The organism is Neorhizobium alkalisoli (assembly GCF_002968635.1).
In the GTDB taxonomy this organism is placed as follows: Bacteria; Pseudomonadota; Alphaproteobacteria; order Rhizobiales; family Rhizobiaceae; genus Neorhizobium; species Neorhizobium alkalisoli.
Genome location: NZ_PVBN01000001.1, coordinates 675,889 through 697,522, shown reverse-complemented (window position 1 = coordinate 697,522; position 21,634 = coordinate 675,889). Strand labels below are relative to the sequence as shown.

Sequence of the window (21,634 nt, the reverse complement as noted above, 5' to 3'; positions counted from 1 at the left end):
GGATTCGTTCCCGTTGCCCGCCGCCTCGGCACATCCTATAAACAGCTGGCGAACAACGCGGCGAGGGAGCGCATAGTTGCATGGACGAGACGGGAAAGCTCTTCATCGGCGGCAGCCGCAATCCGGACGATTCGCTCAACAAGGCGGAACATCTGGAATTGAAATTCGGCAATCGCCACGGGCTGGTGACCGGCGCCACCGGCACCGGCAAGACCGTGACCCTGCAGGTGCTGGCCGAGGGTTTTTCGAAGGCCGGCGTGCCGGTTTTCGCAGCCGATATCAAGGGCGACCTTTCCGGTATCGCCGCAAAGGGTGAGGCCAAGGATTTCCTCCTGAAGCGGGCCGAGCAGATCGGCTTTGCCGACTATGACTTCGAGCAGTTCCCGGTGATCTTCTGGGATCTCTTCGGCGAAAAAGGCCACCGGGTGCGCACCACGATCGCGGAAATGGGGCCCCTTCTCCTCTCCCGGCTGATGGATGCCTCCGAACCGCAGGAAGGCGTCATCAACATCGCCTTCAAGATCGCCGACAAGGCCGGCCTGCCGCTGCTCGATCTCAAGGACTTCTCGTCTCTTCTGAACTACATGGCTGAAAACGCCTCCGAGCTTTCGGGTCAGTTCGGCCTGATCTCCAAGGCTTCCGTCGCATCGATCCAGCGAGGCCTGCTGGTCCTCGAACAGCAGGGCGCCGAGCACTTCTTCGGCGAGCCGGCGCTGAAGATCACCGACGTGATGCGGGTCAATCCAAACAGCGGCTATGGCCAGATCTCGGTGCTTGCCGCCGACAAGCTGATGATGAACCCGAGGCTTTACGCGACCTTCCTGCTGTGGCTGCTCTCCGAGCTTTTCGAGGAGTTGCCGGAAGTGGGCGATCCGGAAAAGCCGAAACTGGTCTTCTTCTTCGACGAGGCGCATCTGCTCTTCAACGACGCGCCGAAGGTTCTGACCGAACGCGTCGAGCAGGTCGTGCGCCTGATCCGCTCCAAGGGCGTCGGCGTCTATTTCGTCACCCAGAACCCGCTGGATGTGCCGGAGACGGTGCTCGCCCAGCTCGGCAACCGGGTGCAGCACGCGCTGCGCGCCTATACGCCGCGCGAACAGAAGGCGGTGAAGACGGCGGCCGATACCTTCCGTCCCAATCCGGCCTTCGACTGCGCCACGGCAATCACCAATCTCGGCACCGGCGAAGCGCTTGTTTCGACGCTCGAGGGCAAGGGTGCGCCTTCCATGGTGGAACGGACGCTCGTCCGCCCGCCCTCCGGCCGGATCGGCCCGATCTCCGATCAGGAGCGGCAGACGGTGATGGACAGGAGCCCGGTGCTCGGCCTCTATGACGAAGACCTGGACCGCGAATCCGCCTTCGAAATGCTCGCCACCCGCGCCAAGGCTGCGGCCGACGCGGCGGCCGCGAAAAAGGCGCAGGACGAACTCGCCCCCTCCCCGCCCGCCGGCTCCGGCGAAACGACGGGCTGGACGCTGCCGGGCTTCGGTACCGACAAGGACGACGACCAGAGCCGCACCCAGCCGCGCCGCGCCGGCTACCAGCGCGAGACGCTGGTCGAGGCCGCAATGAAAAGCGTCACCCGCACGGTCGCGACCCAGATCGGCCGGGCTTTGGTGCGCGGTATTCTGGGGAGCTTGAAGCGGTAGGACCGAGGATACAACTGGCGATCGAGCCGAAACAGGCTAGACCGTTAGGTTGAGGGCGATTGAGATACAACGTGTAAGTTGCATCTCAACCGGGATCCATGTAATATCCCACCCGTGTATCAAGTTCGGAGCTATCTCATGTTGAAGTCGGCTTTTGTAATCGCTTCGCTCATGGCTTTGATTACGGTATCCATGTCCGCGGGTTCGGGGATCGCCACGGCCGCCGGACCGTGTCGCCCGGGCGTTAGTACGTGCATCTGACGCCGTAGCGGCGCGTCATGTACGATCTGGTCTACTGGGGCTTCGTCACGGCTGGTGCGGTTACGCTGGTGATCGAGGCTTATCGCAACTTCAACTCGCCGAGCGCCCGACATCCCTTCGTGTTGCATCCCATCCTGAAGGACGTGGAGGTCAGGAACCTTTGCACGACCGGCGAGATCATCGCGGGCTTCGCCTTCTATGCGGTTATCTATCTGATCGCATACGTGGTCGTCCTCAGCTCGGCGGAAGTCTACGGATTGCTGATGCAGGCCAACAACGCGCTCGACCAGATCGGCGCGACCGATCAGGGCACCGTAATGCTCGACGATACTGCTACCCTTTCCGCGGCCCAGTACGACAAACCTATCTTAGTTTCCGCGCTGATCATCTCCTCCCTTTCGCTCGGTGCGGTCAAGCCGATCGAGACGACCCTGCGGTCGCTGGCCCATCGGCTTGCCGGCGTTCCGCGCGGGGTCTACCGGGTCATCAAGGACCTCGGGGACGTTCCCTATGAGAAGCTGATGGCAGGCCATCCGAAACGGCTGGTGGAACGCTTCAACCAGCGTTCGGAAGGCAAGGTGCCAGAGGAATGGCGCCGGCCCATCGTCGAATCACTGACGGCGATCGACTGCCTGTCGATCGCCACCGACCCCAACAATCGCGTGGTCTACTTTCCCCTCTACAATGTGGAGCGGCTGAAAAGCCTGTCGGACAAGCTCGGCCAGGATATCGACAGGCTGGAAACGCTCATGGACGTCCTACCCGTCCAGAACGACGAAGCACTGGAGGAGAAATACGACCAGTTCGCGGATGAGGCGGCACTGGCGCGCTCCAATATCATGGCCCTTTTTGCGGTGCTGTACATCCGCAACGACCACGCGATCTACAGTTCCCGCGGCGGCCACGGTGAAAAGGCCGACCCGATTATGAGAATCAGGAATGCACTCGAGACATCCAAGAAGGACGAACACAATTCCTTCGGGCTGAGCATCGTGATCGCCTTCGTGATCGCGTTTCTCTGCGCCTTCTTCCTCTACTATATCTGGTATTACTGGTACGCCGCTGCCAATCCCATTATCTACCTTTCCTCCGGTCCCGAAGGAACCGTCGATCCCGGCCTGCTTTCAACCTGTCAGCAGGAGAAGCTTCCGGCGAATTGTGTCGCCGCTCTTCAGGCGTGGCGCCACTCCCGGATTGACGAGATTCTCAGCCGAGCGAGCTGGGACCAGTTGCAGACGCTGCTGGTCACGACCTTCAGCGTCCTCCTCGTCATTCTCGGCCGCGAGGTCCGGATCGAACAGCAGTCCTGGCGGGAAAACTGGAAGTTCTACCAGTTTCCGTTCCTGAGAATGCTGGCCATGTCGCTCCTGTCGGGTCTTGTGGCTGTCTTTCTCACCGCCCTCGTCGAGGTCGGGGAACTGTCGTGGGATACCAACCTGACGCCGACACGGATGCAGATCATCGACCTCTTCCAGCAAAGCGGACGTTTTTTTGCCATGCAGGCGGGCGCGGGCATCATCCTGGCCATGGCCGCACTCATCATCATGGACAAGCATCGCAGCCAGAGCGTTCTGTTCACTCTGGTGATCGCGGCCATCGCCAGCCTGCTCTATTTTCTCTATCAGTGGGCGATCCTGTTCGTCACAGTCACCCCTTCCCTTCCGCCGCCGCCTACGGCCTCCTTCTCCCAGACGATACGCGACGCCCTGATCCTGAGCGTACTTCCCGTGTGCTTCCTGATCGTCTTCTCGCTTCTCCTCGAATGGAGCGAGCACGGCCGCGAATCGTCCCGGGCGGTAGTTCCTGTCGTGCAAGGAGGGACGCAATGAAATTCGCCGGCGCCGCGTTCGCGGCTTCCATCCTCCTCGCCGTCACTCTGATTCCGGCGCTCCCCGTAACGGGCGCTGCGGACGATCCGGCGCAAGCCGCCAAGCTGGCGATTGGCGTACGGAGCAAGGCGCGGCCGTTTTCCTACCGGCTCCCGGCCCGTGTCATCGAAAGCGATTCGACCCGTGGCCCCCTGAGCCGCACCGGCTACGGCGGCTACATAGTGCGGATCTGCGATGCCGCTCTTTCCGAAATGCTGATAGGCCCGTCGGGCGGAGGCCAGCACCTACGGCTAGAAGACATCATCGTCTACGATATCGACCAGCAATGTTATGCCAGACCGCCCGCCGACGGCCGCGAACCGCAATGCGAGGAGGTGCCGGATGGCGTGCTGAACACACCCGCCCGCTCCCGCTTCGAAGCACTCGGAACGCGATTCGACATTCTTTGCGATCCCGCCACAATCACCAACGAACGGCGCGACGTGATCGTCTCGCCGCCCCTGTTCCTAACCGGCATTAGCTATCTTTCGCGCAGGAATCAACCGGCACTGGAAAACCCGTGCGGCGACAGCATCCCAGTCGCAGAGGATCCGGATGGCCAGCCGAAAGCCCTGGGCACCAACACATCCACCGGCGCGAACGAGGTTGCCATTGCCGGTAAACCCGCCCTCGACGGCAACCGCCCGAATGGCGATGCGGCAGCCGCCGGAACTTCCAGCCGCAAACTGGCGCTGATCGGCCTGGTAGGCGGCACGAATGCCCAGAGCCGCGGCATAAAGGCACTGATCGACGCCAGGGAGTTGCCCCTCTTCGAAGAACAGCTCGTCAAATACCTGCGGCAGCAAAGCGGAACACTCGTTCCGAAAGATTCCCCTTGCGGCGCCAAGGGTGAGCTTGTCCATAAATATCCGAATCACGAGAAGGCGGCGAAGGCCTTCTGCGACGGCATCGATTTTAACTATTACGTCGGCGACCTGGAAATCATCCGCACCTATGCCGAGGCAATTCCGGGCTGCAAGTTCGACAACGGCATCGTCACCTATACCAACGACCGTTACGGCATATTCGGCAAGGCGATCGGCGAGAGTACGGAGGTATCAGGGCAACCCGCGCCGGACGGCTCTGGCGCTCAACGCCCGCCGCCTCGACAGGCCGGCGAAAGTCCCTCTGCCGACCGGAAACTGCTTGTGGCGCGCTTCTTTGAAATCGTCGCCCAGAAGGTAGTGTTCAACCCGTCGATCCTGGACAAGGCCTATAACGACACCTTTCCCAATCAGCCCCAGAGCCGCAAGCTCAAGCTTTTCTATTGGGCCATCCGCGGCGAGCGACTGCCGGAAACAGAGCTGCCGACGGGAAACGCAGACCAAAAATAAGACCGAAATGACGCCGGCCACCGCGCGGAGCCCTGTGGCCGGCGGTTCAGACAGGGGGATCGCCGAAAAGGCCTACCGTTTGCGGACAAATTCCGTGCGCAGGACGAGGCCCTTGATGGCGTCGTGGCGGCAGTCGATCTCTTCCGGGTTGTCGGTCAGCCGGATCGATCTGATGACCGTACCCTGCTTCAGGGTCTGCCCGGCGCCCTTGACCTTCAGATCCTTGATGAGCGTGACGGAATCGCCGTCCTTGAGGACGGTTCCAGAAGCGTCGCGAACTTCCGCAGACGCCTGCGCAGCCGCGGCGATTTCCGACGCCGGACGCCATTCGCCCGTCGCCTCGTCATAGACATATTCGTCGTCATCGCCTGCCATAGGCCACCTGTTCCTCAACCGTATTGCGCTGGTAGCCTGCCGCTTATAGCAGCCGGACCACCTGCGCAAGGTTGCGGCGGGATGGGCATTCCCATCCCGCCCCGCCGGGGAACCCCGGCCGAGGCTGGAGCCCCTGCCTGACGACGGGGGCCGGACGATAGACAGCCCAATATCAGCGCTTGGGCGCCACCAGGCAGAAGAACGCGCCCTGGGGATCGGTGCACTGGATGATCCAGCTGCCGCCGGGGACCTCCATCGGGCCGTTCACGACCTGGCCGCCGCCGCCGGTGACCCGCGAGATTGCGGCATCGATCGCTTCCACGTTGAAGTAATAGGCCCAGCACGGAACCGGAACGCTTTCAGGCCTCGTCATCATGCCGCCGATGGCGGTGCCATTGTGGGCGAAGATCTTGTAGACGCCCATCGGGCCCATATCCATGTCGTGGTCGAGCGTCCAGCCGAAGACTTTCGAATAGAAGTCGAAGGCTTCCTGCCCGTCGCCCGCATAAAGTTCCCGCCAGCCGAGATTTCCGACGGCGTCCGCAGCCAGTTCCGGCGGCGGGGTTTCCATCGGCAGGGGCGTCATGATGCAGATGACGGCGCCATGCGGATCGGCGACGACCGCGAAGCGGCCGATGCCCGGGATATCTTCCGGCTCGCGCTGCACCCGGCCGCCATTGGCGACAAAATCCTTGGCGGTCTGGTCGCAGTCGTCGACCGCGACATAACCCGTCCAGTTCGGCGGGATCTTGCCTTCGAGTTCCGGCGGGAAATTCATCATGCCGCCGATGCCCGGGCAGTTATCGCCCTCGCCCATTTCGAACAGGAAATAGGGGAAGTCGAGGTCCGGCATTTCGACCGGCTTGACCTTCCAGCCGATCACCGACGAATAGAATTTGCCGGCGGCATCGGTGTCCGGCGTCATGAGTTCGCACCATATGAATTTGCCATGGGTCTGCGAACGCGACCCAGAAACGGTCTGCAACATGGTCGTCTCCTCAAATGGTTGTCGCGTCGATCGACGCGGTGTCATTGCACGCCGGGATCAGCCCTTGCGCGCGTATTGCACGTCCATGAACTGCTTCCAGGTGCCGTCCGGCTGTTTGGCGCTGGAATTGAAGCTGCGATGATCGCTGTCCTGGAAGATGATCTGCTCGCGATATTCGCCGATCTTGCCGGGCTCTGCGAAATCAGGACCGGTCGTGTAGAGGTTGAGGGTCGTGCCGTCCTCCGAGACCTCGCCTTCATAGACCCACATGTAGTTCATCATGCTGCCTATCCAGCTTCCGACATATTTGCCGCGATCGGGATCATAGCCGAGGGTGAGCATCGTCGTTGCGGGCTCTCCACCCGGCATGTCGCCATTGCCTTCGGCAACGAACCAGATACCGCTCAGCGATCGAACGACTTCCGTCCATTTCTCGTCGCCCCCCATGGTCGAGGACGTAACGTCCCAGGTGCCGACGAGCTTTTCAAGAAAACCGTGCTCGGCCTGGGGTTTAGCCAGTTCCATACCCATGATCTTTCCTCCCTGTGATCACTCATGATGACGCCACTTAATGGCAACAGGATGAAGCTTCCCCCGTCGGCGCGGGTTCGTATTCGTCATGACGCTTGACGAAGTCCATGGTGGAGCCCTCGTTGCGACCGAAGGGAGCCCGATCGAGGATCATTAGTGTGCCGATCAGCTCTTCGCCGCCGCGCGCGTAGCTCGAATAGGTATGAAAGACCTCACCCTTCTCGTTCTTGTAGAATGCCGAAAGACCCGGCAGTTCGTCATGCGCCTGTTCCGGCGGGATGGCCGAGAAATTGTAGAATACTTTGTCCTTCGCCAGGTCTTCCTTGGTGAAGGAGACGTGGAAGTCGAAGTTGAAATCGTTGCCGAAGGACGAGACCCAGGGAAATTTCCAGCCCATCCGCTTTTTGTAAGCCTCGATCTTGTCGAGCGGCGCGCGCGAGACAGAGACCCAGGTAACGTCGTGATTGTTGAGATGCGGCAAGGCTCCGTCTATGTGGTCCGAGAGGAAGGAGCAGCCGGGGCAGCCGGCATCCCAATCCGGGCCGAGCATGAAGTGATAAACGAGGAGCTGTCTGCGGCCATCGAAAAGATCGGCGAGGTTCTTTTTGCCCGCCGGGGTGTCGAAGACATAGTCCTTGTCCATCCTGACCCAAGGAAGCGTCTGGCGTGCCGCGCGCACCTTGTCGCGCAGATGAGTTTCCTCCTTTTCAAGCGCGAGCAGCTTGCGGCGCGCTTCCAGCCATTCCTCGCGGGATACAACGGGATTTTTAGGCGATGTGGTTACGTCCATCTTAGCCTCCTCCTGATTGACAATTTAGGTTGATATCAACATATTAAGCTCATGCTGTCAAACGTCGAAACCATCGAAGTGATCCCCTTTTCCACCACGCTGCTCGTTCGCGACACGTGCCTGTGCCTTCATGTGCAGCGTGCGGCGCGGGCGCTAGCCCGCCGCTTCGACGTGGCTATGAAGCCGATCGGGCTCACAAATGGGCAGTTTTCGCTGATGATGGCGCTCAACCGGCCGCAACCGGCAACCATGGGTCAGGTGGCGAACGTGCTTGCCATGGATCGCACGACGCTGACGGCGGCTTTGAAGGTGCTTGAGCGGCGCGGGCTGGTGAAGACCGAAAACGATCCGAAGGACCGACGCGGCAAACTCCTCAGGCTTACCGACGACGGGATGGCCATGCTTTCCGCCGCCCTGCCGATCTGGAAAAGGGTGCATGCGGAAATCGACGCGGAGCTCGGCGACGGCGGACCGGAAATACTGCGCAGGACGCTGGCCTCCGTCAAATAACGAAAAAGCCGGCACTAAGGCCGGCTCTTCCTTGCAGAATTGACTGGATCAGGCGACGGAGACCGGAACTTCGGTCGAGGTGCGCATCGCGTGGCTGTAGGGGCAGACGATATGCGCCTTGGCAACGAGGTCTTCGGCTACCGACTTTTCGACGCCCGGAATATCGACCAGCAGCGACACTTCGATACCGAAACCGCCGCCGTCTTCGCGCGGGCCGATGCCGACGGTCGCCGTCACCTTGGCCTCATCCGGGATCTTTACCTTTTCCTTGCCGGCAACGAATTTCAGCGCACCGAGGAAGCAGGCGGAATAACCGGCTGCGAAAAGCTGCTCGGGATTGGTGCCGGTGGCACCGTCGCCGCCGAGTTCCTTCGGAACGGTGAGGTTCACGTCGAGGACGCCGTTCTCGGAACGGGCGTGGCCGGCGCGACCGCCGGTGGCGGAAGCCTTGGTCGTGTAGAGAATGGGCATAGGAAACTCCCTTCGAGATAATTTGTTCGCAATTCAATTGCGCGCAATCTAGTTACGCGCATTGCATTTTCCCGTCAAGCCTGCGAATATGCGGTCGAGAAAAACATAGAGCACGAAAGCGTGAAGTCAGGACCGATGAAGGAGAAAATGCCAAAGGCCGATTCTCGGGAATTCGAGATCAAGCTCGATACGCAGCTCTGTTTTGCGATCTACGGTGCCGCGCATGCGTTCACGCGCACCTACAAGCCGCTGCTCGAACCGCTTGGCCTCACCTATCCGCAATATCTGGTCATGATCACGCTGTGGGAAGACGACGACCAGCCGGTGAAGGCGATCGGCGACCGCCTCGGGCTCGATTCCGGCACGCTTTCGCCGCTCCTCAAGCGGCTTGAGCAGAGCGGCCTTGTGTCAAGAAAACGCGACCGGGACGACGAACGGCTGGTGAGGATTTCCCTTACCGAAAAAGGTTCCGACCTGAGACAGAAGGCCGTGGAGGTGACCAAAGCGATCGGCCGGGCGGTCGGCTGCGGTATGGAGGAGGCCGCGGCCCTGCGGGACGCGCTGATTACGCTGCGCAAGCGGATGAACGAGAGGGACTGACTTTCCCTGCGTGGGGGCGAACGGCCGGCCCGCGAACCCTCAATATCCATGTATTGATTTCAACTGAAGCTACCTTTAGCTCGTCGTCCTGGTTTTCAAGACAGGACCGCCTGCGAGATCGGCGGCGGCTTCAAGAGATTTGACGATGACAGCCAACACGGCTCCTCCGCGGCACCCCATCGCCATACCTCGCACCGTCTGGGTACTGGGCGTGGTCAGCCTGCTGATGGATATTTCATCGGAGATGATCCAGACGCTGCTGCCGCTTTATCTGGTCGCGGGCCTCGGCGCGTCTGCCGTCGCGATCGGATTCATCGAAGGCCTGTCGGTTGCGATCGCGACCGTCACCAAGCTCTTTTCCGGCGTGATCTCCGACTGGACCGGCAAGAGAAAACCGCTTGCCGTCCTCGGCTATGGGCTCGGCGCGCTTTCCAAGCCGATCTTTCCGCTCGCAACCTCGATCGGCTGGGTCGTCGTGGCTAAAGCCGTCGACCGCGTCGGCAAGGGGATCCGCGGCACGCCGCGTGACGCACTGATTGCCGACGTGACGCCGCCGGAGATCCGCGGCGCGAGCTTCGGACTGCGCAAGTCGCTCGACACGATCGGCGGCTTCGTCGGCCCGCTTGCCGCAATCGGGTTGATGCTCGCCACTGGCGGCGACATGATCGTCATCTTCTGGATCGCCACGATCCCGGCCTTCCTGGCGGTGGCCCTGTTGATCGTCGGCGTCAAGGAGCCGGAACAGCCGCCCTCCCCCTCCAAGGGTTTGCCCCGCTTCAGGGATGCCGGGCGCCTCAACCCCGCCGTCTGGGTCGTCATCGCTGTCTCGAGCCTGTTGACGTTCGCCCGTTTCAGCGAGGCCTTCCTTCTCCTGAAATCGCAGGAAGCCGGTCTCTCGCTCGCCTGGATCCCGATCACCATGGTGGTCATGCACGCGGTATACGGACTGACGGCCTATCCGGTCGGATATCTTTCGGACCGCATCGGACGCCGAAGCCTGATCGCGCTCAGCCTCTTGTTCCTCATCGCCGCAGACCTTGCGCTCGCAACGGCGCAAACGATGCCGGTGCTTTTCGCCGGCATCGTCCTCTGGGGCCTGCATATGGGGTTTTCGCAAGGCATTCTTTCGACGCTGATTGCCGACAGCGCACCGCAGAACCTGAAGGGCACGGCATTCGGCGTGTTCAATCTTGCGACCGGTCTGACCGTGATCCTCGGCAATGTCGCCGCCGGCTTGCTCTGGGAAACCAACGGTTCGACGTCGACCTTCCTCGCCGGCGCGTTGATGGCGCTCGCCTCACTCGCCGCCGTACCCCTGCTATCGGCTGCACGCCATCCGGCACGGTAGATCCGGGTCAGATTCCGCCGAGAGGACCGGCGACGATCCGGTTGATCCAGCGGCGATGAATATCGGCCTTCTCACGGTCTTCGTGCCGATGCGCGGCGATAGTGATGAGCGCCTTCCAAAGGCACCAGCCGCGCGCCCTCTCCCATGTTTGCCGATCAAGACCGATGCGGGCCCGAAAGGCATCGCGGGCCTGTTCGTCAAACAAAGTCCAGGCAATCACGAGATCTGAAGACGGGTCGCCGACGCCGGAACTGCCGAAATCGATGACCGCCGACAGCCGGCCGTTGCGGGCGAGCAGATTGCCCTCGGCGATATCGCCATGGACCCAGACCGGCCTGTCTCGCCAGTTCGAGGCGAGCGCCCTCTCCCAGACTTCCGTCAGCAGGCCGACATCGAGCTCATCCGCCAGCGCGGCAAGTGCATGCCGGGCCTCGCCGTCATACACGGCGAGCGATCCGCCGCGATGGAAATTGTGCGTTCCGGCGGCCGGGCCGTCGGAAGCGTCGACCTTCCGGAAGGCAATCAGGAAATCCGCGAGATCTTCGGCAAACGCCGTGAGATCGGAAATCGTATCGCGACTGGCGCGGTCGCCTTCGATCCATCCATAGATCGACCACGGCCACGGATAGCCCGCGTCGGGCCTGCCCATGGCAAGCGGTGCCGGGATCGGCAGCGGCAGATGCCCGGCCAGGATCGGAAGCCAGCGATGCTCCTTTTCCACCTGGGCGACATAGCGCTCGGCGCTCGGCAGGCGGACGGACATGACATCGCCGAGATGGAAGGTGCGGTTGTCCCAGCCGCCATTTGCCACGGCCCGCACGGGCAGTTCAGCCCATCGGGGGAATTGGCTGGCTACGAGGGTGCTGACGAGCGCGGCATCGATTTCCAGCATCCCACCGCATCCCAATCAGCCGATCATTCCGCCACGATACATCGTGACACCAAGCCTACTGCCAGACCACGATACGGGCCTTGCCGGGCACGCGATCGTAGAGGTCGATGATGTCCTGGTTCATCAGGCGCACGCAGCCGGAAGAGACTGCCCGGCCGATCGAGTTCCATTCCGGCGAGCCGTGCAGTCGGTAGAGCGTGTCCTGCCCGTTCTGGAAGATGTAGAGCGCGCGGGCACCGAGCGGATTGCTGAGGCCGGGCGGCATGCCGCCGTTGTCTGCCGAATATTTCGCAAGCTCCGGCTGGCGGGCGATCATCTCGTTCGGCGGGGTCCATTTCGGCCATTTCTGCCGCCACTGGATGACGCCGTCACCCGACCAGGAAAAGCCCTCGCGGCCGATGCCGACGCCATAACGCATGGCAGAGCCGCCGGGTTCGACGAGATAGAGGAAGCGGGACGGCGTATCCACGACCACGGTACCGGGCCGTTCGCCGGTCGGATCCACGACCCGCTGGCGATAGTAGCGCGGATTGATCTGCTGATAGGGAACGGCAGGGATGACGAAGTCGCCATCGATCACGGTGCCGTACATCTGATCCAGTTCGGGCGAGCTGCCCGGCAGGATTTCCGGCCGACGCACGCTTCCGCCGTCACGATAGGTGACGATCGTATCACCTCGCCCGGGCGCAGTCGAAGCGCAGCCGGCCAAGGTGGAGGCTGTGCCGGCGCCCAGGAGAGATAGGAAGCCCCGGCGGGAATAGGAATTGTTCAGGATCATGTGCGGCAGGACCGTTCGATAAACACGCTACAGACAGCAAAGCATAATTCAATGGAAGGATGACCGAAAGGTTCCGAATCCCCTGCCGTGGCCGCAACCATAGGCCTGCTGCATTTAAGCAACTATTCACGACCGTAACACGGGATTTCAAACCCCCGGCACCAAAAGCAAAAGAGCGGCCCAAGGCCGCTCCTTCGAATCACACATCCGGCGGATCTCAGAGGACGACGATCGGAGTGCCGGAGGGAACCCGGTCGAAAAGATCGATGACGTCCTGGTTGAGCAAGCGTACGCAGCCAGAAGACGTCGCCTTGCCGACCGACTGCCAGTCAGGCGTGCCATGCACGCGGTAGAGCGTATCCTTGCCGTCCTTGAAAATGTAGAGCGCCCGCGCCCCGAGCGGATTGTTGAGGCCGGGATCGGCACCGCCTTCGGCGGCGGCGAACTGGCGCAGTTCCGGCTGGCGCGCAACCATGTCTTCCGGCGGCGTCCAGCGCGGCCACTTGGCCTTGCGTTCGATCACGCCGCGGCCCTGCCAGCCAAAGCCCGCCTTTCCAAGACCGACTCCGTAACGGATCGCCTTGCCGCCCGGCTGGACGAAATAGAGGAAGCGCTGGCGGGTGTCGACGACGATCGTGCCGGGCGCCTCGTTGCTGCGGTAGTCGATCTCCTGGCGGAGATACCGGGCGTCGACGCGTGAATAGGGAATGGCCGGAAGCGTGTGTCCTTCGTCGCGGATCACGCCATACATGGTCCGATGCACCGGGTTCGACACCGGCAGGCCATAGGTCTGATGGAAGGTCGACGGGTAGAGCTGACGCTTGTGGGGGATTGCCCCCGGCATCGGAGGCGGCTGGTTCGTCGGGGGATCCTCATAGGGAGGAATGTAGAAGACCGGCGCCGTCTCCTGGACGAAGACATCCGGGTTCATGCGGCTCGTGTCGGTCACGAAAGGCACCTGGCAGCCCGCCAGGGCGGCAGTCGCGGCAAGCACGAAAGAGAGGCCGGGGATTCGGCGGAAAGGCTGAGAAAAGATTGGCATGGGACCCGCTTCCGGCAGATGACGTCGAAACCAGGATGGCAGGTTCGGCTGGCGCGAAGCTGGTGAAAAGATTCAGGACGCGCAGCCTGAACCGGCATGGCCGGCCAATGCGGGATGCCGCGCCATGCGGTTATCGAAGTCGGCGGCGATATCCGCCAGCGTCACATGGGCGAAACGCTCCAGAAGCAGTCTTTCCGCTTCGGCAAAGGCATCGGCAAGAGCGCTGTTGACGGCCTGCTCCACCAGGCATTCAGGCCTGTCGCAGGCAGGGCCGACGGCAAAGACCGGCGGCTCTCCGACCGCCCGATAGATATCGAGGAGCGTCATCTCCTCCAGTCCGCGGCTCAACGTCCAGCCGCCGCCATGGCCTTTTTCGGAGTGGACATAACCCTTTTCCCTCAAGCCCGCCATCGTGCGGCGAACGACGACCGGGTTGGTGTTGAGCATCTGCGCGATCAGATCGGACGTCGCAGCCCCTTTATGCCGGGCCATATGAATCAGCACATGCAGCATGCGTGAAAGGCGACCGTCATATCGCATCGGCCTCTCTCCTTCTTTCAATTGGCACATCCCATCCTAGCGGATGGAACCTTATGCAACAAGCAAAGTTACAAACTCTTGACGCGAGCGCATCATGTAACTTACGATGTAACAAGAAACGCGAGGAGTTTAAACGATGTCCTACGATGCCATCATTGTCGGCGGCAGCTATGCCGGCCTTTCGGCGGCGCTCCAGCTCGCCCGCGCCCGCAGAAGGATCCTGGTGATCGACGAAGGTATGCGCCGGAACCGGTTCGCCGCGACATCGCATGGATTTCTCGGCCAGGACGGGCGCCCACCCGGTGCAATCGCCGCCGATGCCCGCGACCAGCTGCTGCGTTATCCGACGGTCGAATGGCTCGATTCCCGCGCGCAAGAGGCGGAAAGCCAGGGCGAAGGTTTCTCCGTTCGAACCGGTGACGGGCAGCATCTTTTCGCCCGGCGGCTGGTGCTGGCAATCGGAGTGGCCGACGATCTGCCGGATATTCCCGGGCTTGCCGAGCGCTGGGGACGCTCCGCCTTCCACTGCCCCTATTGCCATGGATATGAACTCAATGAGGGCGAAATCGGCGTGATCGCCAGCTCGGAAGCCTCCATGCACCACGCACTGATGCTGCCGGATTGGGGGCGGACGACGTTGATGCTCGACGGCTGCTTTTCGCCGGACGCCGAACAGCAGGCGAAACTCGATGAGCGAGGCGTCTCGATCGAGACGGCAAAGGTCAAGGAGATCAACGGCCATGCGGACGTCGTCTTCGAGGATGACCGCACCCGCCGCTTTGCCGGGCTTTTCGTGCTGCCGAAACCCCGGCTCGCAAGCGCTATCGCCGAACAGCTCGGCTGCGATTTCGAGGAGGACGGCCTCTATCCGTTCATCAGGACCGACCTTACCAAGGAAACGAGCGTGCCGGGCGTCTTCGCCTGCGGGGACGCTGCGAGAGCTGCGGGATCGGTCGCGCTTGCGGTTGGAGACGGCAACATCGCCGGAGCGGCAGCCCACCAGTCATTGATCTTCAGGTAGGTCGCACGCCGGCTCTCGCATCACCGCCGGGATGCGAGGCGCCTCCGCACATCGATAAAGGCGCGCAGTTTGGCCCACCAGATCGGCAACGGATTTGAGCTCTCCCCTTGCCGGATGAGAAGATCGCGCATTCATATACATATCGCACAACCAATGCGAACTGAACCATATGATCGAATGCAACCTCTTGCGGCATTCTCCTGTTCCTGTCGCAAGACAAGTGGATCAACCTGCGGAGAAGGAACATGAGCAGCACAACAAACACGACCTGGTTCATCACCGGCGCCTCGTCAGGCTTCGGCATGGCTTTCGCCCGTTACGCGGTCGAGCGGGGTTACAACGTCGTCGCGACCGCCCGCACGCCTGCGAAACTCGAGGCGCTGGCCGCTGCCGCCTCGGAACGGGTTCTGGTGCAGAAGCTGGACGTTACGACTGTCGGCGACGCGGAGGCGGCGGTTGAGGCGGCGACAGCACGCTTCGGTCGCATCGACGTGCTGATCAACAATGCCGGCTACGGCATTGTCGGCGCGATCGAAGAAACGTCGGAATCGGAACTGCGTGCCCAGATGGAAACGAATTTCTTCGGCGCCGTGGCCGCGACGAAAGCGGTTCTGCCACAGATGCGGGCGCAGAAGAGCGGCGCGATCGTCAACATTTCAAGCCTCGGCGGCCAGCTTTCCTTCGGTGGGTTCAGCGCGTATTCGGCATCGAAATTCGCTCTCGAAGGCATGACCGAAGCGCTCGCGCAGGAAGTCGCACCGTTCGGTATCAAGGCGCTGATCGTCGAGCCCGGCGCCTTCCGCACCGGTTTTGCAGCGGACGCGCTTAAACATATGCCGGTCATGGACGCCTATCGCGACATCGTCGGCGGCACGCGCGACTTCGCCCATGGCCTGGACGGCACGCAGGAAGGTGATCCGGCCAAGGCGGCACGTGCCATAGACCTCGCCCTCAGAGCCGAACGGACACCACTTCGCCTGCAACTCGGCGAGGACTCGATCGCCGCCATCCGCGCCCATGCACAACAGCTCCTTCAAGACCTCGCCGCCTGGGAGACGGTGGCACTTGATACGCGGATCGACTAAGCGGCGACCTCGTTGAAAAAGCGGATGCTTTCGAGGACTGCGCCGGGGACGACGCCATTGTGGTTGCCGGGCAGGAGTTTTGCCTCGATGGAAACGCCGGCGGAGCGGGCTCGGTCGATCAGCAGCTGGTGATCCTTGTCGAAGGGTCGCTCCTCCGTGCCGCGTAGCAGAAGGGTCGGGCATTTGAGGCTTGGGCCAAAGCAGACGGAAGAGCGCATGATGAACTCCATCGGATCATCCGCGTCGAACCGGATTTCGCGATCGTAGCGGCCGAAGAAACGCCATGAATTGACGCCGGCCGAAATCGGCGCGGCGGCGCGGAATTTCCGCGTCATGGAGGCGAGGAGTGACAGCGTGCCGCCATTGCTGTGGCCCGCGAGGAAGAGGCGGCCCTTGTCGATCCCGGGCAGAGATTCCAGATAGTTCGCGGCCGCGAGCGCATCGGCGGTCTCGTCGTAAAAGCCGGAAAAATTGCCCGCCTGGCCGTTTTCCCCGCGGAAGGACGGATGGAGGACGACGAAACCCGCTTCCCAGTAGGATTTCATCAGCTCCCAATGCCCGTCCCCGGTGGCATTGCCGCCGTGCAGGAAGAGAACCGCGGGCTTCAATTTCGCCGACGGCTCGTAGTGGGAAAGCCAGGCGATCAGCTCGATCGAGCCTTCCGGGCCGCCGTGATACAAAACGCGCCTTGCGCCGGACGGCGTGCCGAGCGGTTCCGATTTTTCCGGAGCCGGGCCTTTTTTGATGAGATTGGTCCGGAAGCGCCGACGGGCCTCGGCATAGTCTCCCTTTTCGAGTGGCAGTATCTCCGGAACGGGAAAAACGGCCGCGTTCGCCGATGCCGGCAGGAGCGTCGCCGCCGACAGGCCTGCCGTTGCAGCAAGAAGTGCGCGGCGGGTCGGGCCGCCCTGGGAAAAACGCGTGGAGGAAGTCACCCGATCGTCTGCCATGCCTTCTGATTCCCGAAACTGTTAGCCTCGTGCGATCTCAGCACTCGGCCATGGCGCTGTCCACTCAATGATTTGAGATCGGCGATCAGCCTGGTCCCGTTTTCGCATCCAACATCGCCGTCAGCGTCGAAAGCCGATCGGCATCGCGTGGCAGCTTGTCCTGCCTTAGCCGGGCGATGCGCGGGAAGCGCATGGCGACGCCGGATTTGTGGCGGGTCGAGCGGTTGATGCCTTCGAAGGCGACTTCCAGCACGAAGCCGAAACCGGGCTCGGCCCGCACCGCCCTGACAGGCCCGAACCGGTCGATCGTGTTGTCGCGCACGAATTTGTCGAGCACTTCAAGCTCCGCATCGGTGAAGCCGAAATAGGCCTTCCCGACCGGCACCAGTTCTTCGCCGTCCGGCGTCTCGGCCCAGACGCCGAAGGTGAAATCGGAGTAATAGCTCGAGCGCTTGCCATGGCCGCGCTGGGCATAAAGCATCACCGCATCGATATTATAGGGATCACGCTTCCACTTGAACCACGGCCCCTTGAGGCGTCCGGCCTGATAGGGACTGTCCTTCTTCTTGATCATAACCCCTTCGATGACCGGATCGGGCGGTGCCACGCGCAGGCGGTCCAGCCCCTCCCAGGTGGTGAAAGGCACGAGCTGGGAGAGGTCGAACCGGTCGTGTGGAGCGCGCTCGATGACATCAGCCAGACGGTCGCGGCGTTCGAAGAAGGATCTGGCGCGGATATCCATATCGCCCTCAAAGAGCAGGTCGTAAGCGCGCACGAAGGCGGGGTATTCGTCCAGCATCCTGCCCGTCACCGACTTGCGGTTCAGCCGCTGCTGCAGATCGGAAAACGTTCGCGTCGGGCTGTTGGACCGGTCGGTGCCGCCGACCAGCAGTTCGCCGTCGATGACGCCTTCGAAATTAATCGCCTCGACGATATCGGGAAAGGCGCCGGTGATATCGTCGCCGGAGCGGGAATAGAGCTTCTTCGTGCCGCCATAACTCGACATCTGGACGCGGATGCCATCCCATTTCCACTCGGCGGCATAGTCCAGCGGATCGAGCTTTTCGAGATCGCCCGCTTCGACGGGATTTGCCAGCATGACCGAATGGAAGATGGCGGGCGTTGCCAGCGCCGGCTTCTCGGCCCTTCCCTCCAGCCAGGCGAAGAGTGGTTCGTAGGGCGGGGAAAGTCCGTGCCACAACGTCTCGATTTCCGTGACGTCCTTCCTGTTGTCGCCGGGGCCGCTCATGTCGGAGAGAGCCTGCTTGGCGAGCCGGGCGGACACGCCGATGCGAAGCGACCCGGTCGCGAGCTTCAGGAACGCAAAGCGGCTCGATGTATCGAGCCTGTCAAGCAGATCGCGAACGGCCGAGCGGACTTCGGTGCGCCCGAGCGAGTTCATGCGGACGACGACCTCGCCGAGACGCGGCTGATGGTCATCGTCGATGGTATCCTTCGCGGTGCCGTCCCAGACAAGCGAGATGGTCTCGGCGAGATCGCCGACATAATCGTAGGAATACTGGAAGAGGACGGGGTCCATGCGCTCCAATACCAGCTCGCGCAGCATGGCCGGCTTGACGCTTTTCAGGTCGAGCGCGCCGGCGAGCGCGGCAAGGCCATAACCCCGATCAGGATCGGGCGTATCGCGAAAATAGTCGGCAAGCAGGGTCAGCTTGCCGTTTCGTGAGGGGGTGAACACCAGCCTGTCGAGGAGGGTCGCGAAGGCTTTCATGAATTTGGCCCTCGCAGAAAATAACCGGCGTGCCGTGTCCGCCCCCCTCTGCCCTGCCGGGCATCTCCCCCACAGGTGGGGAGATCGACTCGCGGTACCGCCATTGCCCCATTGAGCCTCGTTACCTTTGCAGCAAGCGAGACGGCAGCTGTTGCGGGAAGGTCGTGCCAGATCCGATCTCCCCCCTTGTGTGGGAGATGCCCGGCAGGGCGGAGGGGGGTGTCGACGGCACGGGCAGAAAAGACCATCACCATCAATCCCCCTCGTCTTCGTAACCGACGAGATGCAGCGGCCGGGCCGGGATGTTCTTCAACTCGCACCAGCGCACCAGAGCCTCCTCGCGGCCATGGGTCACCCACACCTCGGACGGTCCGATCTCCTCGATGGTCGAGAGCAATTCCGGCCAGTCGCAATGATCGGAAATGACGAGCGGCAGCTCGACCCCGCCCTGCTTCGCCCGCTGGCGCACCATCATCCAGCCGGAGGCGAAAGCGATCAGCGGCTCGTTGAAGCGCCGCGCCCATCGATCCTGGAACGCGGATGGCGGGCCGACGACGACGGCGCCCCTGAAGGCTTCGGGGCTGCTCTTTTCGATCGTTGCCGGACGGATGTCGCCGAGATCTATCCCTTCGCCGGTATAATATTCGCAGAGTCTGGCAAGCGCGCCATGGATGAAGATCGGTTCGGAATAACCGCAATCACGGATCAGCCGGATGACGCGCTGCGCCTTGCCAAGCGCATAGGCGCCGATCAGATGGCTGCGCTCGGGAAACTGTTTCAGCGAGGTGAGAAGCTTGGCGATCTCCTCCTTGGGATTGGGGTGGTGGAAGACCGGCAGGCCGAAGGTCGCCTCGGTGATGAAGACATCGCAGGCAACCGGCAGGAAGGGTTCGCAGGTGGGGTCGGTGCCGCGCTTGTAGTCACCGGAGACGACGATGCGCAAGCCGTCCTTCTCGATGACGATCTGCGCCGAGCCAAGCACGTGTCCGGCCGGATGAAAGCTCACCCTGACGCCTTCGATGTCGATTTCTTCTCCGAAGGCGGCGGCCTGTTCCGATCCGGCGAAACCCTCGCCGTAACGTATCCGCATGATATCGAGGGTCTGACGCGTCGCCAGAACCTTCGAGTGGCCGGCTCGGGCATGATCGGAATGGCCATGCGTGATCAAAGCCCGCTCGACGGGACGTACCGGATCGACGTGAAAACGGCCGATGGGGCAGAAGAGCCCGGCCGGGGTGGGATGAAGCAGGGCCTCTGGTTTCATGTCCTTGAAGATAGGGCAAAAATGGCGCGCCGCCAGATGAGCGTCACCTTACGTCGGGCTTGTCGGCCGGCCTCGCCGGGGGAAGACGAACAGGCTTCAGGAGAAGACCGGCCAGCAGACCCGTCACGGCAATTATCGTCGCCGTCGTGAACACGGATGTGAAGGCCCCGGCATACAGATGCTGCACGGCAAGGCGGGCAGCATCCGGAAGATCCATGAGCATTTGCGGCGTCAGCGAGCCTATGTCGGTAACGCCCGGGATGTCGGTCTCCACCCCGCGCAGTCCCGCAGCGATGATGGCGCCATAGAGCGAAATCGCAATCGAAGCCCCGGCCATGCGCATCAGGGTCACGGCACCGGTCGCCGCGCCGACATCGTCACGCGGAGCCGAGTTCTGCACGCCGATGATCGGAGCCTGCTGGCCGAAGCCGATCGCAAGGCCCTGCAGGAACATCAGGCCAAAAATCACCGGCAGAGGCGTTCCGGCCGTCAGTTGCGAAAAGAGGAAGAGGGCGACGATGTTCAGCGTCAACCCCGCGACCGTGAACGGCTTGTAGCGGCCGGTGATGGAGATCAGCCGGCCTGCAGATATGGAGCCGATGACGATGCCGGAGGTCGCACCGATGAAGAACAGTCCCGCACTCGATGGCGAAAGCCCGGTCGTTGTCTGCAGGAAGAGCGCAAAATAGTTGACCATGCCGATCGCGATGCCGCCGGAACAGAAGGCGATGATCAGGAACAGGGAAAAGGTCGAATCACGGAAAAGCTTCAACGGCACGATCGGCTCGGGCACACGGGACTCGACGAAGATCCAGAGAGCGGCACAGAGCATGCCGAACGCCACGATAACCAAGGACTGCCACGCAAGCAGCGAGCCGAACAGCGTGACGCTGTCTGCCCATGCCACAAAGCTCGTGACGGTCGCTGCTAGCAGGATCGCGCCTATGTAATCGATCTTCGGCCTGCGGACGGGACGGCGATAGGGCAGAAGCAACATGATGCCGGTCAGGGCGATGATGCCGATCGGCAGGTTGATCAGAAAGATCGAGCGCCAGCCGAAGAGTTCGCTCATTGTGCCGCCAAGCAGCGGCCCCACGCTTCCCGAGGCCATGATCACCAGACTGGAATAGCTCTGGTATTTCGCCCGCTCACGCGGCTCGAAAAGATCGGCGTTGATGGAGAAGATCGAGACCATGATGCCGCCGCCGCCCATGCCCTGCAGCACCCTTGAGGCGATCAGCGAATCCATCGACCACGCAAGACCGCAGGTCAGCGAGCCGATGGTGAAGATCACGATCGCGGCGATCATCACGTATTTTCGCCCGAACAGATCCCCGAGCTTGCCATAGACGGGCATGGTCGCGCTGGTGGCGAGAAGATAGGCGGATCCGACCCAGCCGAAACGTTCCAGCTGACCGAATTCAGCGGCGATGGTCGGCAGGGCCGTCGAAACGATCTGATTGTCCAACGTCGCCATGAAGAGCGCCGTCAGGAGAAAACAGAAGATCACCAGCCGTTGGCGGTGGCTGGCAACGAGTGGCGCACTGGCCGGTCGGGTCATATCCATGAGACAATCCAGATTCCAAAAAATTTATCTGCTTTCAG

21 protein-coding genes are annotated in these 21,634 nt (G+C 62.0%); 8 read left to right on the top strand and 13 right to left on the bottom strand.

The window, feature by feature from the left end; all coding sequences use genetic code 11:
* The first annotated feature begins 80 nt into the window (after window positions 1–80).
* The 3 genes from C5L13_RS03370 (at window position 81) to C5L13_RS03360 (ending at window position 5,112) form a co-directional block, all read left to right on the top strand.
* A complete protein-coding gene (locus tag C5L13_RS03370) occupies window positions 81–1,649 on the top strand; it encodes a helicase HerA-like C-terminal domain-containing protein (protein ID WP_105381804.1) in 1,569 nt (522 codons plus the stop codon).
* A gap of 278 nt (window positions 1,650–1,927) precedes the next feature.
* On the top strand, window positions 1,928–3,739 hold the full coding sequence (locus tag C5L13_RS03365) for a hypothetical protein (protein WP_105381803.1): 1,812 nt from the start codon (window positions 1,928–1,930) through the stop codon (window positions 3,737–3,739).
* Window positions 3,736–5,112, top strand: a complete 1,377-nt coding sequence (locus C5L13_RS03360) for a type 2 periplasmic-binding domain-containing protein (protein ID WP_105381802.1) — start codon at window positions 3,736–3,738, stop codon at window positions 5,110–5,112. The genes C5L13_RS03365 and C5L13_RS03360 overlap by 4 nt, the downstream gene beginning before the upstream one ends.
* A gap of 72 nt (window positions 5,113–5,184) precedes the next feature.
* On the opposite strand, the gene C5L13_RS03355 is transcribed toward C5L13_RS03360, so the two are convergent.
* The 4 genes from C5L13_RS03355 to C5L13_RS03340 form a co-directional block, all read right to left on the bottom strand.
* Window positions 5,185–5,487 (bottom strand): alkylphosphonate utilization protein, encoded by a 303-nt coding sequence (locus C5L13_RS03355; RefSeq protein WP_105381801.1) that lies wholly within the window; start codon window positions 5,485–5,487, stop codon window positions 5,185–5,187.
* A gap of 172 nt (window positions 5,488–5,659) precedes the next feature.
* Window positions 5,660–6,475: a VOC family protein gene (locus C5L13_RS03350; RefSeq protein ID WP_105381800.1), complete on the bottom strand. Its 816-nt coding sequence runs from the start codon at window positions 6,473–6,475 to the stop codon at window positions 5,660–5,662.
* A 57-nt stretch (window positions 6,476–6,532) separates the two neighbouring features.
* Complete coding sequence (locus C5L13_RS03345) at window positions 6,533–7,000, bottom strand: DUF1579 domain-containing protein (RefSeq protein ID WP_105382068.1); 468 nt, start codon at window positions 6,998–7,000, stop codon at window positions 6,533–6,535.
* Window positions 7,001–7,043: 43 nt separating this feature from the next.
* Window positions 7,044–7,796: a DUF899 domain-containing protein gene (locus C5L13_RS03340; RefSeq protein ID WP_105381799.1), complete on the bottom strand. Its 753-nt coding sequence runs from the start codon at window positions 7,794–7,796 to the stop codon at window positions 7,044–7,046.
* Window positions 7,797–7,847: 51 nt separating this feature from the next.
* On the opposite strand from C5L13_RS03340, the gene C5L13_RS03335 reads away from it, so the two are divergent.
* The gene (locus tag C5L13_RS03335) at window positions 7,848–8,306 is read left to right on the top strand and encodes a MarR family winged helix-turn-helix transcriptional regulator (RefSeq protein WP_105381798.1); all 459 of its coding nucleotides are present in this window, start codon (window positions 7,848–7,850) and stop codon (window positions 8,304–8,306) included.
* Window positions 8,307–8,354: 48 nt separating this feature from the next.
* On the opposite strand, the gene C5L13_RS03330 is transcribed toward C5L13_RS03335, so the two are convergent.
* Window positions 8,355–8,777, bottom strand: coding sequence for an organic hydroperoxide resistance protein (locus C5L13_RS03330; RefSeq protein ID WP_105381797.1), 423 nt, complete (start codon window positions 8,775–8,777; stop codon window positions 8,355–8,357).
* A gap of 147 nt (window positions 8,778–8,924) precedes the next feature.
* On the opposite strand from C5L13_RS03330, the gene C5L13_RS03325 reads away from it, so the two are divergent.
* Entirely contained in the window at window positions 8,925–9,377 is a 453-nt protein-coding gene (locus C5L13_RS03325; protein WP_105382067.1) for a MarR family winged helix-turn-helix transcriptional regulator, read from the top strand.
* A 145-nt stretch (window positions 9,378–9,522) separates the two neighbouring features.
* Complete coding sequence (locus C5L13_RS03320) at window positions 9,523–10,725, top strand: MFS transporter (protein WP_105381796.1); 1,203 nt, start codon at window positions 9,523–9,525, stop codon at window positions 10,723–10,725.
* A 7-nt stretch (window positions 10,726–10,732) separates the two neighbouring features.
* Here the strand turns inward: C5L13_RS03320 and C5L13_RS03315 are convergent, their stop codons facing one another.
* The 4 genes from C5L13_RS03315 to C5L13_RS03300 all read right to left on the bottom strand — a co-directional run bounded on the left by C5L13_RS03315 (window position 10,733) and on the right by C5L13_RS03300 (window position 13,977).
* Complete coding sequence (locus tag C5L13_RS03315) at window positions 10,733–11,617, bottom strand: aminoglycoside phosphotransferase family protein (protein ID WP_105381795.1); 885 nt, start codon at window positions 11,615–11,617, stop codon at window positions 10,733–10,735.
* A gap of 55 nt (window positions 11,618–11,672) precedes the next feature.
* A complete protein-coding gene (locus tag C5L13_RS03310) occupies window positions 11,673–12,395 on the bottom strand; it encodes a L,D-transpeptidase (protein WP_105381794.1) in 723 nt (240 codons plus the stop codon).
* A gap of 217 nt (window positions 12,396–12,612) precedes the next feature.
* Entirely contained in the window at window positions 12,613–13,437 is an 825-nt protein-coding gene (locus C5L13_RS03305) for a L,D-transpeptidase (protein ID WP_105381793.1), read from the bottom strand.
* A gap of 72 nt (window positions 13,438–13,509) precedes the next feature.
* Window positions 13,510–13,977, bottom strand: a complete 468-nt coding sequence (locus tag C5L13_RS03300) for an Rrf2 family transcriptional regulator (RefSeq protein WP_105381792.1) — start codon at window positions 13,975–13,977, stop codon at window positions 13,510–13,512.
* A gap of 136 nt (window positions 13,978–14,113) precedes the next feature.
* Here C5L13_RS03300 and C5L13_RS03295 point away from each other — a divergent pair, with 136 nt between their 5' ends.
* A complete protein-coding gene (locus C5L13_RS03295) occupies window positions 14,114–14,998 on the top strand; it encodes an NAD(P)/FAD-dependent oxidoreductase (RefSeq protein ID WP_105381791.1) in 885 nt (294 codons plus the stop codon).
* 245 nt (window positions 14,999–15,243) lie between these two features.
* Window positions 15,244–16,083 carry an oxidoreductase gene (locus C5L13_RS03290; RefSeq protein WP_105381790.1) on the top strand — a complete coding sequence of 280 codons (840 nt, stop codon included), beginning with the start codon at window positions 15,244–15,246 and terminating at the stop codon, window positions 16,081–16,083.
* Here the strand turns inward: C5L13_RS03290 and C5L13_RS03285 are convergent.
* From C5L13_RS03285 to C5L13_RS03265, 4 genes are all read right to left on the bottom strand, one after another.
* Complete coding sequence (locus C5L13_RS03285) at window positions 16,080–17,033, bottom strand: alpha/beta hydrolase family protein (RefSeq protein WP_105381789.1); 954 nt, start codon at window positions 17,031–17,033, stop codon at window positions 16,080–16,082. The two genes, C5L13_RS03290 and C5L13_RS03285, sit on opposite strands and share 4 nt — an antisense overlap.
* Window positions 17,034–17,118: 85 nt before the next feature.
* Entirely contained in the window at window positions 17,119–18,765 is a 1,647-nt protein-coding gene (locus C5L13_RS03280; protein WP_105381788.1) for a cisplatin damage response ATP-dependent DNA ligase, read from the bottom strand.
* A gap of 253 nt (window positions 18,766–19,018) precedes the next feature.
* Window positions 19,019–20,029 (bottom strand): ligase-associated DNA damage response exonuclease, encoded by a 1,011-nt coding sequence (locus C5L13_RS03270; protein ID WP_170117190.1) that lies wholly within the window; start codon window positions 20,027–20,029, stop codon window positions 19,019–19,021.
* A 43-nt stretch (window positions 20,030–20,072) separates the two neighbouring features.
* Window positions 20,073–21,596, bottom strand: a complete 1,524-nt coding sequence (locus C5L13_RS03265) for an MDR family MFS transporter (protein ID WP_105381787.1) — start codon at window positions 21,594–21,596, stop codon at window positions 20,073–20,075.
* Window positions 21,597–21,634: the final 38 nt, after the last annotated feature.